The sequence below is a fragment of the Desulfotruncus arcticus DSM 17038 genome (genome assembly GCF_900113335.1).
GTDB classification, from domain to species: domain Bacteria; phylum Bacillota; class Desulfotomaculia; order Desulfotomaculales; family Desulfallaceae; genus Desulfotruncus; species Desulfotruncus arcticus.
Map to the genome: position 1 here is coordinate 31974 of NZ_FOOX01000016.1, position 16147 is coordinate 48120.

Genomic DNA, 16147 nt, shown 5'->3' on the forward strand with positions numbered 1-16147 from the left:
TGACGGGTTTTGGAGGCCTAATTTCCTTTGAAATCAAAGGGGGACTGGAAAATGCTCCAACTCCGAACACCCAATAACCGAAGTCCTTTTTTATAGTAATCTTGCATAATAACCTTAGGTACCATACTACCGCCGGTAGCCCAAACAACATGGATCGCATTGCCCATAACTTTGCTTAAATTTTGATTTTTTAAATACGTTCGACCACTTTTCTCCTTCAATAGTTTGATTATTCCGGGAAACCCCGCTAATGCCGAGGGTTCAAGATAGATTCCTTCCGAATTTGCCAACATAGCTAATAACCCATACAGTTGTTCGTCTTTTACAGTACAAACACCACTGATTAAGTTTTCCAGGGTCTTACCGACAAAGCCGGAAGGTCTTCCTACAGCTAATCCATCAGCATCAGTAATATTATCAATCCCGAAATCTCCAACTGAAACTTTGTCGTGTAAACCTGTTATTAGGCCAACTAACATCGCGGGCGAATGGGTCGGCTCAGCAAAGAAACAATGGACATTATCCTTAAAAATTAATTTTAGTCCGAAAGTTACTCCGCCAGGACCACCACCCACTCCACAGGGTAAATAAACAAATAACGGATGGTTCTCATCGATAACTATACCCCGATCATCAAGCTGTTGCTTAAGTCGGTTAGCCGCGACTGCATAGCCTAAGAATAAATCTTTGGAATTTTCATCATCTATAAAATAACTGTTTGGATTCTCATTAGACTGTTCTCTGCCTTCTTCAACTGCTTTACTATAGTCCGACTCATATTCGATAACAGTGACACCCTTGCTTCTTAGCAGGTCTTTCTTCCACTGCTTGGCATCTGCCGACATATGTACCGTAACATGAAAACCTAACTTAGCACCCATGATCCCAATACTTAGTCCTAAGTTACCGGTAGAGCCAACTGCAATAGAGTACTGAGAAAAGAAGTTTCTAAAGTTGCTACTGTCAAGAATAGAATAATCATCGCTATTGCTTAGCATATTTTCCCGGATGGCAAGATCCTCGGCGTGTTTAAGTACCTCGTAAATACCACCTCGAGCCTTTATAGATCCGGAAATCGGTAATTCGTTATCACATTTTAGATATAATTCCCCCAAAATTTGGCTGTCCAAAATCTTTTCCAGTAGCTGCTGCATATTTGGAAGCATAGCCAGAGGGGATTCAATTAATCCATTCGCTTGTTTAGTCCGGGGGAAAACTTTAGCAATATATGGCGCGAAACGGGTAAGTCGTTCCTCAGCATCCTTTACATCGAGTTCACCAAGCGGCAGTTTACCCTCGGACCGTGCCAACGATCCAAATTTGGGATTAGTCCAAAAAACTTCTTCAGTTGAAATAACTTTCTCCAGTAATGGGTGTGTTTTTAGCCATGCTTCAATTGTTTTACCAGCAACTAATTCTTTGACCATTATAAACTCCTCTCAAATTATACCAATGTTGTTGCTGTAGCCCACGGCATAGGCTATTTCGTCGATAGTCTTTTCCGTGCTTATCAGGAGCCGCCGGGCCTGCTGCAGGCGGTGCTGAGTGAGGTAAAATCTTGTACATCCTCTCACCCCAAAACTTATGCCCCCACGGCCGGCAATTTTAATGTCACCCTGTTAATAAATTATAAACCATTTATAAAGCAAAAGTATAATCACGTTGTTCTTTAACAGTATAAAAAAATGATACAACAAAATAATAAATAGCCAATTTTTAACCTAATTGTTAGTTTATCCAGTAGAGATTGTTACATTTAAAGTAAAGATGAAGTGAGGGAATTTTAAGTATAATGTGATATTTATAAATTATATTAAAAATTAACATAGTTTTAAACTTACTTTATCGGAAAGGAGGAGGCTTATTTCGTTAATGGAAAGTGTTTGCTTTCTTCAAGATTATTTAAAGGGGGAAAAATTTTATGCAGCAACAGCTACAGCTAAAAGAAGACCTGCACCGCGGGTTACGGGAAAGGCATATCCAATTGATTGCCCTGGGTGGCGCCATTGGGGTCGGCCTTTTTTTGGGCTCGGCTTCCGCGATCAAGACTGCAGGGCCGGCTTTGATGCTGTCTTATATGGTCGGGGGTCTGGTAATTTTTGCAATCATGCGGGCCCTGGGCGAGATAGCAGTTTCCTATCCTGTTTCGGGTTCTTTCAGCGCCTATGCTAATACCTTTTTAGGGCCCCTGCCCGGCTACCTGACGGGCTGGACCTACTGGTTTATGTGGGTGGTTACCTGTATGGCGGAAATTACCGCGGTGGGCATTTATGTTAATTATTGGCTGCCCGAGCTGCCCCAGTGGATACCCGCGCTGGCAGCGCTGCTGGTGATGACGTTGGTCAACTTAATTAATGTTAAAGCGTACGGTGAATTTGAATTTTGGTTTGCCTTGATTAAGGTGGTGACCATTATCGCCATGATTCTGATCGGGCTGGGTATGATCATCTTTGGCTTGGGGCACGGAGGAGTTTCCGTGGGCATTTCCAACCTGTGGACCCACGGCGGTTTCTTTGCACACGGCATTAAAGGAGTTGTCATGTCCCTGTCTATGGTCATGTTTGCCTACCTGGGCATCGAACTAATCGGCGTAACTGCCGGTGAGGCCGAAAATCCTGAAAAAACCATACCCGCGGCAATTGACAAGGTATTCTGGAGGATTCTTATTTTCTACGTGGGAGCGCTGTTTGTAATTATGGCTTTATTCCCCTGGAATGAAATCGGCACCAAAGGCAGCCCGTTCGTCCTTACTTTTAATGCCATCGGCATCCGGGCCGCTGCCGGCATTATCAACTTTGTGGTTTTAACCGCGGCGCTATCTTCCTGCAACAGCGGCCTTTTCAGCACCGGGCGCATGCTGTACAACCTGGCTCTGCAAAAAAAAGCGCCCCGGTTTTTTGCCAAAGTAAGCCGGAGCGGCATTCCGGCGCTCGGCATTATCGTCTCCGCTGTTTTCCTGCTGGTGGGCGTGGTGCTGAACTACCTGGTGCCTGCCCAGGTGTTTATTTACATCACCAGCGTAGCCACCTTCGGAGCACTGTTTGTGTGGGCCATTATTTTGCTGGTGCAGATTAAGTACCGCAGCGGCCTGTCGCCGCAGGAAATTAAAAACCTGCGCTACCCCATGCCCTGGTACCCGGTATCCTCTTATCTGTCGCTGGCTTTTCTGGTGTTCGTGCTGGTTATCCTGGCCTTTGACCCGAGCACCCGGGTGGCGCTTTATGTGGGGCCGGTTTGGCTGGTCCTGCTGCTGGTTTCTTATTACGCCCTGGGCATGAACAAACAGGACAGCGTGTCCGGCCGGCCGGCTTACGACCACAAATAATTGTCATAAAAATTTAATAATACGAGGTCACAATGGTTAAATCAACAACATAATGCGGAAAAATGTTGCTAACGGCCTTAAAAATTGCAGGTTTATAATTTGATTAAATAAAAAATTCGCTAAGGGGTGGGTAAGTATGATTATCGGCATTCCCAAAGAAATAAAAAACAATGAAAACCGGGTGGCCATTACACCCGCCGGCGTAGAAACACTGGTTGGCGCCGGGCATCAGGTGGTTATTGAAAAAAATGCCGGCGCAGGCAGCGGTATCAGCGATGAACAATACCTTGCAGCAGGTGCCCGGATGCTGGACAAGCCCGCAGAAGTTTATCAGGCTGCGGATATGATTATGAAAGTTAAGGAGCCGCTGGCCGAGGAATATGATTTATTCAAGGAAGGCCAGGTACTTTTTACTTACCTGCACCTGGCTCCGGAACCCGAATTGACCCGGGCCCTGCTCAAGAAAAAAGTAGTGGGCATTGCTTATGAAACCATTCAGCCGGAAGACGGATCACTGCCGCTGTTGACACCTATGAGCGAAGTGGCCGGCCGGATGTCCATCCAAATTGCCGCGCAAATTTTAGAAAAACCGCACGGCGGCAAAGGTGTCTTGATGGCCGGCGTGCCGGGTGTCGCTCCCGCCAAAGTGACCATCGTCGGTGGTGGCATGGTAGGTACCAACGCTGCTAAAATTGCCCTGGGCATGGGGGCCGATGTAACCATTTTGGATAAAAACCCCAACCGTTTGCGTTATTTAGACGATATCTTCGGTGCCCGCTTGAAAACTTTAATGTCCAACAGCTACAACGTTAAAGCAGCGGTGGCGGAAGCTGATGCGCTCATCGGCGCTGTGCTGATTCCCGGCGCCCGGGCGCCTAAAATTGTCACCGAGGAGATGGTGCAGGCTATGCAGCCGGGTTCGGTGATTGTGGATGTGGCCATTGACCAGGGCGGTTGCGTGGCCACTGTGGACCGGGTAACTACCCATGCTGAGCCTACCTTTATTAAGTACGGTGTGGTACACTATAGTGTAGCAAACATGCCGGGTGCTGTCGCCAGAACTTCCACCTTTGCCTTAACCAACGTAACCCTGCCCTATGCTGCAGCCCTGGCCAATAAAGGTTACGAAAAAGCAATTAAGGAAGATATCGCCCTGGCCCGGGGAGTTAACACCATTGACGGTAAAGTTACCTATAAAGCAGTGGCACAGGCCTTGAATCTGGAATATGTGCCGCTGGCCCAAGTAGTGGATTTACCGGCAAACATTAATGAGCACCTGGCTTAAATTAAGCTGAACCGGGGCCTCTCCAATTGCGGGAGGCCCTGCTTATTTATTTCTCGATTGAGGTGGTATACATGTACGGTCGTCCCGTTTGGGCAGAGGTTGATCTATCTGCCATAGCGCACAATATCCAAGAGATACGCAGCCTGCTGGAACCGGGCACCAGGTTAATGGCGATTGTTAAAGCCGACGGCTACGGTCACGGCGCCCTGCCCGTAGCCGTAACAGCCTTGCAAAACGGCGCCCAAAGGCTGGGGGTGGCCATTGCTGAAGAAGGTATTGCGCTGCGCAGCGCGGGCGTCACTGTTCCCATACTGATCCTGGGCTACACACCGGCTGAAATGGCTGAGCCGGTTGTGCAATACGGGCTTACGCCAACTGTTTACTCGCTGGATACGGCCCGGGCGCTATCCCGGGCGGCCCAAAAGATGGGTAAAACAGCCAGTGTGCATTTAAAAATTGAAACCGGTATGGGCCGTCTGGGAATCACCCCGGGAGAGGCCAGCGAGCTGGCGGCGTCAATAGCTGCACTGCCCGGCCTGGCTATCGAAGGGCTGTTTTCTCACCTGGCCAGTGCGGACAGCGCGGATAAGGCGTATGCGAGCCTGCAAAGGACCCGGTTTAACGAGGCTGTCCAGTCCATGGAGAGCAGCGGCCTGCGCATACCTATCCGGCACCTGGCCAACAGCGCCGCCATCCTGGATCTTCCCGACTATCAACTGGACATGGTTAGGGCAGGGATCATTATTTATGGTTTATGGCCTTCCGAGGAAGTAAATAAAGTAATTGATTTAAGGCCCGCGATGCAGCTGAAGGCCAGGGTTTCACACGTTAAGCAGCTGCCCCGGGGCTATTCCATAAGTTACGGCTGCACCTATACCACGGACAGGGATTCGACCATCGCCACTGTGCCCCTGGGCTATGCCGACGGCTGGAGCAGGCTGCTTTCTCCAAAGGCCCGGGTGTTGGTGAACGGCTGCTTTGCCCCCGTGGTGGGACGGATCTGCATGGATCAGTTTATGATTGACGTATCAGACATCCCCGGTGTTGAAGTTGGCAGCGAAGTTGTCCTATTCGGCCGCCAGGGGGACCAAGTGCTGCCGGTGGAAAAAGTTGCCGAGGCTATGGGAACCATTAATTATGAAGTGGTATGCATGATCAGTAAGCGGGTACCCCGCTGTTACGTTTGAGGAATTTGCATATAATGCTCGATATGCCTCGGTGGGAGAAGGTTTTCATCTCCTCCAGCGTCGACTTTGGATAAACATATTTACCATTTGCTAAATCGGAATGCCCCCCCAAATCCCTTGTGCGTCAAGGTTTGCGGTTTTCCTGTTTTTATTTGTTTCAAATAGAATGCTTGTCTACGAGCATTACTCGTGCTATGAATGTCGCACTATAAATTCCGCCTATGACATAGCATGTCGGAAATGCGGCACAACCCCGAGTTGTAATTATGTTAGTTTGCACAAAGAAGAAATCATCCAACATCATGCCAAAATAAAGGCTCAAACTTAAAGAAGGGAAAAGCTTTTATCTACCAATGGCCTATGTCCAAAAATTGCAGTTATTAGTTTCCAGATCATTAACTAACCCTCCTCTATAGCACCTGAAGGCAAGACTAGTTCAAGCAGAATGCAATATGAAAACCCACTGCGGACAGGAAGAAAGGAATTTTCCATGCGAGAACCCCATCCTGGTTTAAGCCCCTCTTGGGTTTTTTTTTATTACCAAAGATTGTTTCGATTTTTTATGGGACCTATTGACACCTACACTCAGCTACCATATGATGAATTCAAGAATAATTAACTATATAAAATATATATCTAATATAGGTGGTGTTTCAATAGTTATGCCCAAAGATAAACCTGAAACAAGATCGTATTCCAGTCCCCTAAGGGATCGCCAGCGGGAATATACTCGAAGACTCATTATGGAGGCTGTTGCTTCCTTTGTCACGGAGGGAAGCATACATACATTTAGTGTGCAGGACGTAGCAGATCGTGCCGGCATTTCTTATGCTTCAGTCTACCGCCATTTTCCGACCCGAGAGGCATTATTAGAGGAAATGTACGAGTGGGCAAGTGAATTAGCCGGATCGCTGATGCCGGCCGCCCCCAGCGTAATTGAGGAGATTCCCGCTTGGATTGACAAGTCAATTCCGGTGTTTGAACAACATGCGACTATAATTCAGGCCGTTATATCCGTCCTGGCGGCGCTTAACATCAACCCGGAAAGCAAGCAGCGACGGGACGAACTAATTGATAAAATTGTGGACGAAAGTACTCCTCATTTATCACAGAAGGTAACCCGGCGGACAGCTGCCGTAATCCGCTACCTGGCCGGCTCTCAGGGTTGGGTGACCCTTCGCCGACAGTTCGGACTTGACGCTGAAGATACTGCAGCCGCACTTACCTGGGCATTGGAAGTATTAATCCGTGACCTCAAACGACAGGAAGCTAGTGTCAATTCAAAGGTTTAAGAAGGAGGCACATAGCATGATTAAGAATAATGCCGGGCAACAGGAAGAATCAAAATACGTCTTGACACTACGAGCGCCTGAGGTAGCTTTTCCCGATCAAGCCGGTATTAAAGCCGCAAATTTATCCCGTCTGCTGGTCTTGGGGTTTCCTGTCCCTGACGGTATTGTTATAACCACTACGGCATTTAAAGCTCATGTTAGCGCAGCAGTTACCAACCCTGAGCAAGCTATTGACGAAATAGAGAAAAAATCGCTGCCGCCCTCAGTTGAGGAGGCAATCCGTCTTGCCCTTGCTCCCTTCGGCAACACCCCCCTGGCTGTGCGCTCTTCCGGGGTAGCGGAGGATTTGGCCGGAGCTTCTTTTGCCGGCCAGTATGAAACGGTTTTGGGTGTACGTGGTAACACAGCTGTTTTCGATGCTGTGCGCAAATGCTGGGCTTCAGCTTTCAGTCACCATATTCGGACCTACCAAGCGGCTTGGGAGCTAGTGTCGGGCCAGATGGCATTGCTAATCCAGCCCTTGATTGAAGCCGACGCAGCCGGGGTTGCTTTCACTGCCAATCCTGTGACAGGTGACTGCTCCGAGACGGTGGTAAGCGCCGTTCGGGGTCTTGGGGACCGGCTGGTCTCCGGCCTGGTTTCTCCGGACGAGTGGCTGGTCCAGGAGGAACAGGCAATCTGCCGTAGCGCTCCGGAGGGAGCACTTAAAGAACGCGAGGTGTTGGCTATAGCAGAGTTGGCCCGCCAAGTGGAGGCGCACTACGGCGTACCACAGGACATAGAATGGGCGTTGGGTAACGGCAAACTTTACCTGCTGCAGGCTCGCCCTATTACCACTCTATCAAATACCGAGGCAGTTGAGACTGTACCTGTGCCGGTGGAGCTGCCTTCCGGATACTGGGAGCGCGCGGACTCCCACTACCCGCAGCCGCTATATCCCCTTACTCGCTCGATACTGCTGCCTGCAGCTAACCAGGGGTTCCGGCGGATGTGTGCTGAATTTGGTTTGCTTTATGAAACGGCGGAAGAACGGGAGATTGGGGGGTGGGTCTATCTAAGGACGGTACCGTTGGGTGGCAAAGACCGCCAGCCGCCGCCTGATTGGTTATTGCGATTATTGATACACCTGCCACCGCTGCGGGCCCGTATCCGGAACTGTGAAGAAGCGCTTCGCGCAGATAAGGCGGGAAAATGGATTGAACAATGGCATACCAAGCTTAAGAACAACCTGATGAAGCGGCTTGTAGACCTGCGAGACACCAATCTGCAGGTGCTGTCCGCTGAAAGCTTGGCAAAGCATACTGCGGCTTTAAATCTCCTTCTCCGGGAAAGTCAGGAAATACATATGATGCTCAACCAATCGCTTAACCAGTTGCTGGCCGAGTTTGTTTTCACCTGCCGTGATTTGCTGGGCTGGAACGAGGAGCAGGCATTTGACATGTTGATAGGCCTCTCAGAGAAATCCAGCGCCCCGTCTCTTGCTCTGGCAAGACTTGCGCAGCTTGTGCGGGAAAAACCGGTGCTGGTGAACTTGCTCCAACAGATTGATCAGCATACCACAAAACGTATGGCCGCAGCAGACGCTGATTTTGCGGAATTATTTGCTGAATACCAAAGGGAATTTGGCTGCCGGACCATTCGCTACGAATTGGCAGATCCGGCTCTGGCAGAAACGCCTGATCTGTTCTTAAAATTAATTAGCGACCAAATTAAGCGCGGATATGACCCGGAAGAGAACAACCGTTTACTGGAAGAAAAACGCGCCCGCCTGGTGGACCAGGCCAACCGGTTATTATCCGGACGCCCGGTGGAACGGGAACGCTTCGAAAGGATACTGGACAGGGCCGAGCGGGCTTATCCGGTTCGCGAGGAGCACGGGTTTTACGACACAAGCGTGCCGCTGGCACTTTTGCGGTTCGCTGCTCTAGAGATAGGAAACCGGCTGGTAAAGCATAAGCAGATTGCCGAGCAGGCCGATGTTTTCTTCTTGGTATTGGACGAAGCCCTTTCAGCCTTAGGCAACGGCGCAGTCCAGCACGAACTTGTCTCCCGCCGAAAAGGGGAACGCGCTTGGGTGCTGGCGCACCCGGGATCTGCAAGTTACGGTAAGCTGCCGCAAGCGCCATCTTTTGCCGCCCTGCCCGCGAAAGTTCGTTTTGTTCATGAAGCAGTGTTTTGGTCCTACGAGCGAGTATTTGCCACAACGGCAAGCGGCCGCCGGCAGGCAGACGCCCAGCTGCTTAAAGGAATAGCAGCGTCGGCGGGCCGTTATACCGGACCCGTGCGGGTAATTCTGGACGAGTCGGAATTCCACAAAATTCAGGCGGGAGACGTGTTGATTTGCCCCATTACCTCGCCGGTCTGGTCGGTACTTTTTCCCATTGTAGGCGCCCTGGTTACAGATTCGGGAGGATTTCTGTCGCATTCGGCGATCATCGCGCGCGAGTACCGTATCCCGGCAGTAGTCGCGGCCGGTAATGCTACCCAACTCTTGAGGGATGGCCAGGTCGTAACTGTAGACGGACTGGCAGGCACGATCACGGTGGAAGGATTATAAAGCCAAACTTTTTTCTCCAGCTCCCAAGATAAAAATCTTAGTAAAATATTGGGAAATGAACGACTCGGTCTGGCGGCCTGGTACTCCCCTGTATCTCTATAGGCATCAACACAATAATGCTGCAAAACACTGATCACCAGTTTTATAGGCCGGTTCAATGGCATTCTAAGCCCTCTGTTTACCGGGGCCATGGTTATCACAATGGGAATGGCGGGCCTGCTTAAAAAAATGTTTTCTCTGGTTGCAATATAACAGGGGGATTTTTATTTGCACACGGGATACTTTATATTACTGTTTCCTACGCTCTCCTGGCCGGGCCGGAAGACTTGAGGTCGGTGGGTAACGTGAGTTTGACTGTGGTAATAATTTCTTTTATCTACTTTATTGTTTATGCTGTAGGAACATCCAAGGTGCCGGCCCATGATCGTTAACGGTTTATTAAAACCAGTTGCTCTTAGCCCAGCCGGCGGCCGGGCCGATATTATAGTTTTGCGCCAGTTGCATCAACGCGGGTATCTTCTGGTAATCATCAAGGGATATATTTCGCGGCAGCGTTGTGTTCAGTCTGTAGTAGCGGCTGGTCAGGAGCTGTGACGTGTAAAGTTCATCCGCTGATACGGACCCGTTAAATAATATACTCAGCAGGGGTAACATTGGGTCAGGGTAAAACATCCACTCAAAGGCTCCCCAGCGTGTAGTGTCGTCCTTGATGCTGATCTGCCAGGAACCGGTGCCTACAGAGAGCAGGTAAACCCTTTCCAAAGCTTGCCCGCCAAGGTTACGATCCACTGCGGCACAAACTGCCGCCGTGCTCGGATTGTTGGCCACCATGCCGCCGTCGATCCGGCCGTTGTGAGACGGAAAGTAAACCGGAGCCGCGCTGCTGGAAAGCGCCACATCCAAAACAGTCTCTTCGCTTGTGGGTGATCCGGGGAAATTACTGAAAAAAACCGGGCTCCAGCCCTCCTTGCCTGAGCTGGTAACCCGAAACGAGGACACCAGCACGCGCTTGGGCAGGTCCTTCAGGCACAGGTACAGCTCAACCAGATCTTCCACCGGCAACCCGTAAGCCAGACCCAGGGCGATGAAAAACTACGCCCCTGTTTAATGCCGGATGGCGGAAACAATTGGAATAGGAGACCTCTACGTTTATACGATATTCGGCACAGTTTTGCCTGCCATACCATTCTTAAATGGCTGGAAAGCGGAGAAAATGTTAATCAGAAGATTTATGTTCGCGGCAGCAGGGAGTTTTTCTATCTAGGTACTTTAGTATCTTAATGTATTAATATAATTGGTTATTTTACGCACATCTCAATTAACCCTGTAAAGCATTTACCCATGTGTTTTTCATGTCCACATAAATTTGTAAATCATTTACTATCGTTGGATGAAAGATATTATTGAAATAAATATCTCTCGCACGATTAGCTTTTATCTTTGCATTAATCGTATACCCGTTTCCTTCACTGATTTTATCATCCCACGAATACGTATTGTAATACGATTCTGATGTGTAATTTGCCCAATTGTCTACAAACCACCAATGTTCAGTAGAAACGCCTCTAATGGTGCTTTCCTGACACGGGCTTAAATAATTCAATCGGTTCTGGTGAACCTCGTTAATGGCGTTGCGCAAGGCGTCGATGTATTCGCCTAAACGTTCGTAGTAATTGGCCGTATATGCTTTACTGATTTCCGGATTGCTTTGCATCGTGACTGCAGCTAGTTCCTGAAGAATTGCAAGGTGAGCATTGGCACCAACTACAAGATAAGCAATCCCTTTGGCTCGATATCTTTCGCCTACAAGTAAAGACATTAGCTCGGTATACATTTTTTCATTTTCTGTGATCAGAAGATTTTCCAGCTTGGCGGCATCAGAACTGCTTTTCTTTTGCAAATTATAAGTCTGTTGCATGTAACGTATAACACCCTGAATCTTTAAGTTCAGTTGATCAATTGTTTGCAAATCCAATTCCTGTCGGAAAATATTCTTGATATTTTCCTTTAGATCACTTAGCATCTGTTCTATATTAGAACTGTTATTTGGGAAAATTGCATTGAAGATTTCAGCGGCGATTTTTCCCTCGATAGCACTAGCCATTCCCTTAAATAAGCTTATAATGATGATTTCGGGTCCCTTAAGTCCCGTTTCAACAGACGGTTTAGGTAGCTGAACAGGAATAGAAGTTTCAGAAAGCAAATTGCCAGGCTCAATGCTGCCATTACGGTAAACCGAGCAAGGGAAAAAATGTATCATCGTTGCTTTATCGGTCTCACGGATAAGTACAGGAGTCCCTTGGGGAAATGACCTGAATTCGTCGCTAAGGAATGTGAACCTGTCACTAATAATTGACTCATTAGCTACCAGCGGAAACTTACGACTAATCAGCCTTAAACCCACTTTGATCCAATGCATCAATATTTGATAGCTGCTGGGATGATAGCTGCGTACGTTCCATTATTCCATTAGCAAAAGGAATGTCAAAAGTGGCTGGAGTTATAAGAGATGCTATGTATTTTACTACCTTTTTTGATTCCGCACTATTTTCGTCGCTTACCTTGGAATAAGCACCTACTTTTTGCAGTAAGTATTCATTGTCGCAATAAGATTTAAACAGTGTTGTATTCATGATTCTTCTACCTTTCTTTTGTTTTAAATTGGCTTCTTATACAAAAAAATAGCCAGCATCTCCAAAGATGCTGACACAAGTTAACAATATATTACTTCGCTAAACTGTTGTATTATCCTGTATATGTTTACAAAAAATTGACCCGTACCCCTTTTTAAAATCTATGCCGCTTATTTTGTCTATCTCATTTATCCCGGATTTTCTTATGGTTTTGTCCCGCGTGTGTTTGAGATAAAACTTGACCAGATTCATCTCCTCCAACTGCTCCTTTGGATAAACATATTTACCAAAACTTTAGTGAGAAAAGCAAAAGCCTCACAAATCATTGTATACAATGATTTATGGGGCTTTAAGTTTAACCGGTAATTATACTTTACAATGTTTCAGGACCAATTTCTCTTTTAGTTATGGTACGGATCTTATTATCATCGGATATGGCTGCTACGCGCGTTCAGTAACGGGGATTAGATTTCAATAAGCTCGTACAGTTTTGTACCTAGACCAATCTTTTCAGCATGATCAAGGCAGGTTATCCAGTTGGTTTCCGGGTGAATTGCATGGAAATGATCATGGTCGCTGCAGTTCCCGGCCGTAGCTTTCAGCTGTTCACCCAAGTAACTCCCTGAATTAGCTGGGGTTTGGTTGACCATGTCGGCACAGGCCATATCAAGAGCTACCGGATCGAGAGACGCAAACATTCCAATATCGGGAATGATTGGCACATCATTTTCCGCATGGCAATCACAGAATGGCGACACATCAATAACTAAGCTAATATGAAAATGCGGTCTGCCGTTTAGTACAGCATAACTATATTCAGCCATTTTTTTATTTAAAATATCATTGGACTCATCCCATGCCGGAATAATTGCGTTAAAATTGCACGTGCCTATACATCTCCCGCACCCTACACATATGGCTTTGTCTATATTAGCGGTTTTTCCTATAAGCGAGATCGCGCTCTGCGCACAGATTTTAGCGCACGAGCCACAACCTACACAGGTTTCACTTTGTACAACAGGTTTGCCATCGCTGTGCATCTCCATTTTTCCAGATCTTGAACCACTACCCATACCGATATTTTTCAATGCGCCGCCGAATCCCGTTAGCTCATGACCTTTAAAATGAGTAAGGCTGATAATAATATCGGCATCCATAATAGCCCGGCCGATCTTTGCTTCTTTCACATATTCTCCACATGGTACAGGCACATATGCTTCATCGGTTCCTTTTAATCCGTCGGCGATAATAACTTGACACCCGGTCGTTAGCGGGTTATAACCATTTTCATAAGCGGCATCTAAATGTTCAAGAGCGTTTTTGCGTCTTCCTACATACAAAGTATTGCAATCGGTGAGAAAAACCTTCCCACCCAGGCCTTTTATCACATCCGCAATCACTTTAGAGTAATTTGGCCGGAGAAAAGCGAGATTACCGGGTTCGCCAAAATGAATTTTTATAGCGGTGAATTTATCCTTAAAATCAATTTGTTCAATTCCAGCTGTTTTGACCAGTTTCTCCAACTTCTGTAGTAGATTCATATTGGGCTTGGCCCGCATACTGGTAAAATAAACCTTAGACTTCATCATAACCATCCTCCTCTATCTTCATATAAACATATTATTCCTTCGAGCATGACCTAAGTCGACATGTTATTGATGTTGGTCACACTGTTCATTGGATTACAACAGTCCATCCCCTTGCCTGCCAGAAAATCATCATAACAGATCAGTTTTTTATTTATATTCTTTAAATAATCTTTCATTTGTTCGATTTTTTGCTCAACCGCCTGTTTATGTCGTTCTATGATTTGCCTGCGAACCTCAACGGTGTTATCGCCTTGCATGCAAAGTTCAACATAGCGTTTTATCTCACCAATAGGCATTCCGGTGTTCCGCAAGCAGCGAATTAACTTAATCCATTCAATGTCATTATCGTTAAACACCCTGTTTCCATTTTTATTTCGCGAAACAAAAGGCAGTAAGCCTTCTCTTTCGTAGTATCGAATCGTATACGCCGACAGTTCAAGCTTGTCCGCTACCTGTTTTATTGTATACCCCATAATCTACCTCTCCCATTTGGCCTTTCATCTACCTTATGGTATACCCTAGAGTACACTCTAAGTCAACACCTACGGCGTATGATTCTTTAAATTCTCTTTAAACCATAGTGTCTTTCTAAGAAATTTCAAAGTTTGGGTTATATACTATGAGAAGTCAAATATGGGAGGGATAATATGGGTAGCGCAAAGGCCCTTGCTGCAAAATACCTACACCAAATACTCCACCAGATATGCAACATTGTTCTTTATAAAAACGCAACTGCAACAAAACCATATTTTATGTAAAATGGATTATAAACAGATGACAGTACCTTGTGAACTAGATATTGTTATGCTACAATATGAATGAATTGAAAAAATATTCATTCTGGATGATGGGGGTTAGTCACTTGATAGATAAAAAAGCAGATATCCTTAATTCGGGAAGGGAGTTGTTCTATTCCAAAGGCTTCAAAGACACTAACGTTTCTGAGATAGCAAAGATGGCTGGGATTGGGGTAGGTACTTTTTATAACTATTACTCTTCTAAAGAGGAGCTTTTCTTAGAAGTTTATATCAAGGAAAACGAGGATCAAAAGAAGCGCATGTTCGAATCTATTGACCTGAATGATGATCCCGTAACTTTGGTCACAAAAATAGTCACACAGAACGCCATTGAAATGAATTCAAATCTCATACTAAAGGAATGGTATAACAGGGATCTCTTTAGTAAACTGGAGAAGTATTTTTATAAACAAGGCGGTTTCGAAAGCATTGATGAATTATCGCGCAGCGGTAAAGCAGAGTTGATTAAAAAATGGAAGGCTGAAGGAAAAATAAGGGATGATCTGGATGATGAGATGATAATCGCCATTTTCGACTCTATACCTTATATCGACATGCATAAAAGTGAAATCGGGATTCAGCATTTTCCACAGATTTTGTTTTATATAACGGAATTCATATTGAAAGGATTAACTGATTTCCAAAAATAAAAAACAATACGGGAAGTTATTTTTTGCCTGAATGTGAATGAATTTATAAAATCTTCATTCGGATTTGGAGAGGATTCATAAGCGGCAAGACAATTGTGAATTTCTTAAATTACATAGAAAGAGGTATAGACATGAATAAAATTATTAAAACACAGCCTGGCGAGGTACGCGCACTGAAGATAGTACGAAAGCTCTTACTCGTCTGCGGTATCTTGTCTTCGCTGCTCTATGTCGCCACTGATATATTTGCAGCTATGCGATGGGAGGGCTACAGCTACACCTCTCAAACCGTTAGCGAGCTGTTCGCTATCGGCGCTCCGACGAGAACTCTCGTCGTTCCGCTTTTCCTCACGTATAGCATCCTTATGATTGCATTCGGATTGGGCGTCTGGGGATCAGCCGGTCGAAAGCGCGCTCTGCGCATCGTAGGAAGCCTGCTGGTCGGAAAGGAAGTCCTTGGCTTCGTGGGGACCCTATTTGCTCCGATCCACCTGCGTGGGGTCGAGGGAACGCTTACCGATACTATGCATGCAATTGTCACGGGTGTGGGTGTTCTCTTTATTCTACTTGCCATAGGGTTCGGGGCTACGGCATTCGGAAAGCGGTTCCGCCTCTATTCGATCGGAACAATCCTGATCCTCTTCATGTTTGGCGCTTTGGCGGGTTTGGACGGTCCTCGGCTTGCGGCAAACCTGCCTACGCCGTGGATGGGGGTTTGGGAGCGCATCAACATCTTCGGTTATATGCTATGGGTAGTGGTGCTGGCCATCGCTCTCTTACGCGCCCAAGTGGAACGGCTCCAAGGTGTTGACACCGTAAAGGGGAAATAGTG

General features: G+C 46.7%; 15 protein-coding genes. 8 read left to right on the top strand and 7 right to left on the bottom strand.

Annotation, left to right across the window (positions count from 1 at the left end):
• Positions 1 to 17: 17 nt before the first annotated feature.
• Both dsdA and BM056_RS25705 read right to left on the bottom strand, forming a co-directional pair.
• Positions 18 to 1427: a D-serine ammonia-lyase gene (gene dsdA, locus BM056_RS18735; RefSeq protein WP_092473299.1), complete on the bottom strand. Its 1410-nt coding sequence runs from the start codon at positions 1425 to 1427 to the stop codon at positions 18 to 20.
• 12 nt (positions 1428 to 1439) lie between these two features.
• Positions 1440 to 1574 carry a helix-turn-helix domain-containing protein gene (locus BM056_RS25705; RefSeq protein WP_165613609.1) on the bottom strand — a complete coding sequence of 45 codons (135 nt, stop codon included), beginning with the start codon at positions 1572 to 1574 and terminating at the stop codon, positions 1440 to 1442.
• Positions 1575 to 1921: 347 nt separating this feature from the next.
• Here BM056_RS25705 and BM056_RS18740 point away from each other — a divergent pair, with 347 nt between their 5' ends.
• The 5 genes from BM056_RS18740 (at position 1922) to BM056_RS18760 (ending at position 9646) form a co-directional block, all read left to right on the top strand.
• Positions 1922 to 3325 (top strand): amino acid permease, encoded by a 1404-nt coding sequence (locus BM056_RS18740; protein ID WP_092473301.1) that lies wholly within the window; start codon positions 1922 to 1924, stop codon positions 3323 to 3325.
• Positions 3326 to 3461: 136 nt separating this feature from the next.
• Positions 3462 to 4610 (top strand): alanine dehydrogenase, encoded by a 1149-nt coding sequence (gene ald / locus BM056_RS18745; protein ID WP_092473303.1) that lies wholly within the window; start codon positions 3462 to 3464, stop codon positions 4608 to 4610.
• 71 nt (positions 4611 to 4681) lie between these two features.
• On the top strand, positions 4682 to 5797 hold the full coding sequence (alr, locus tag BM056_RS18750) for an alanine racemase (protein WP_092473305.1): 1116 nt from the start codon (positions 4682 to 4684) through the stop codon (positions 5795 to 5797).
• Positions 5798 to 6459: 662 nt separating this feature from the next.
• Positions 6460 to 7089: a TetR/AcrR family transcriptional regulator gene (locus BM056_RS18755; RefSeq protein ID WP_092473307.1), complete on the top strand. Its 630-nt coding sequence runs from the start codon at positions 6460 to 6462 to the stop codon at positions 7087 to 7089.
• A gap of 16 nt (positions 7090 to 7105) precedes the next feature.
• Entirely contained in the window at positions 7106 to 9646 is a 2541-nt protein-coding gene (locus BM056_RS18760) for a PEP/pyruvate-binding domain-containing protein (protein WP_092473309.1), read from the top strand.
• A gap of 438 nt (positions 9647 to 10084) precedes the next feature.
• Here the strand turns inward: BM056_RS18760 and BM056_RS18775 are convergent, their stop codons facing one another.
• The gene (locus BM056_RS18775) at positions 10085 to 10702 is read right to left on the bottom strand and encodes a patatin-like phospholipase family protein (protein WP_337833529.1); all 618 of its coding nucleotides are present in this window, start codon (positions 10700 to 10702) and stop codon (positions 10085 to 10087) included.
• A gap of 58 nt (positions 10703 to 10760) precedes the next feature.
• Here BM056_RS18775 and BM056_RS26350 point away from each other — a divergent pair, with 58 nt between their 5' ends.
• Positions 10761 to 10910: a hypothetical protein gene (locus tag BM056_RS26350; RefSeq protein ID WP_165613610.1), complete on the top strand. Its 150-nt coding sequence runs from the start codon at positions 10761 to 10763 to the stop codon at positions 10908 to 10910.
• 54 nt (positions 10911 to 10964) lie between these two features.
• Here BM056_RS26350 and BM056_RS18780 read toward each other — a convergent pair whose 3' ends face one another.
• The 4 genes from BM056_RS18780 to BM056_RS18795 form a co-directional block, all read right to left on the bottom strand.
• Positions 10965 to 12068 (bottom strand): hypothetical protein, encoded by a 1104-nt coding sequence (locus tag BM056_RS18780; RefSeq protein ID WP_092473313.1) that lies wholly within the window; start codon positions 12066 to 12068, stop codon positions 10965 to 10967.
• Positions 12031 to 12279 carry a hypothetical protein gene (locus BM056_RS18785; RefSeq protein ID WP_092473315.1) on the bottom strand — a complete coding sequence of 83 codons (249 nt, stop codon included), beginning with the start codon at positions 12277 to 12279 and terminating at the stop codon, positions 12031 to 12033. Before BM056_RS18785 ends, BM056_RS18780 begins: the two co-directional genes overlap by 38 nt.
• 464 nt (positions 12280 to 12743) lie before the next feature.
• Positions 12744 to 13868, bottom strand: a complete 1125-nt coding sequence (locus BM056_RS18790; protein ID WP_092473317.1) for a DUF362 domain-containing protein — start codon at positions 13866 to 13868, stop codon at positions 12744 to 12746.
• A 50-nt stretch (positions 13869 to 13918) separates the two neighbouring features.
• Entirely contained in the window at positions 13919 to 14341 is a 423-nt protein-coding gene (locus BM056_RS18795; protein WP_092473319.1) for a MerR family transcriptional regulator, read from the bottom strand.
• Positions 14342 to 14682: 341 nt separating this feature from the next.
• Between BM056_RS18795 and BM056_RS18800 the strand changes: the two genes are divergently transcribed.
• Positions 14683 to 15315 (top strand): TetR/AcrR family transcriptional regulator, encoded by a 633-nt coding sequence (locus BM056_RS18800; RefSeq protein WP_238456551.1) that lies wholly within the window; start codon positions 14683 to 14685, stop codon positions 15313 to 15315.
• A gap of 131 nt (positions 15316 to 15446) precedes the next feature.
• A complete protein-coding gene (locus BM056_RS18805; protein ID WP_092473323.1) occupies positions 15447 to 16145 on the top strand; it encodes a DUF998 domain-containing protein in 699 nt (232 codons plus the stop codon).
• Positions 16146 to 16147: the final 2 nt, after the last annotated feature.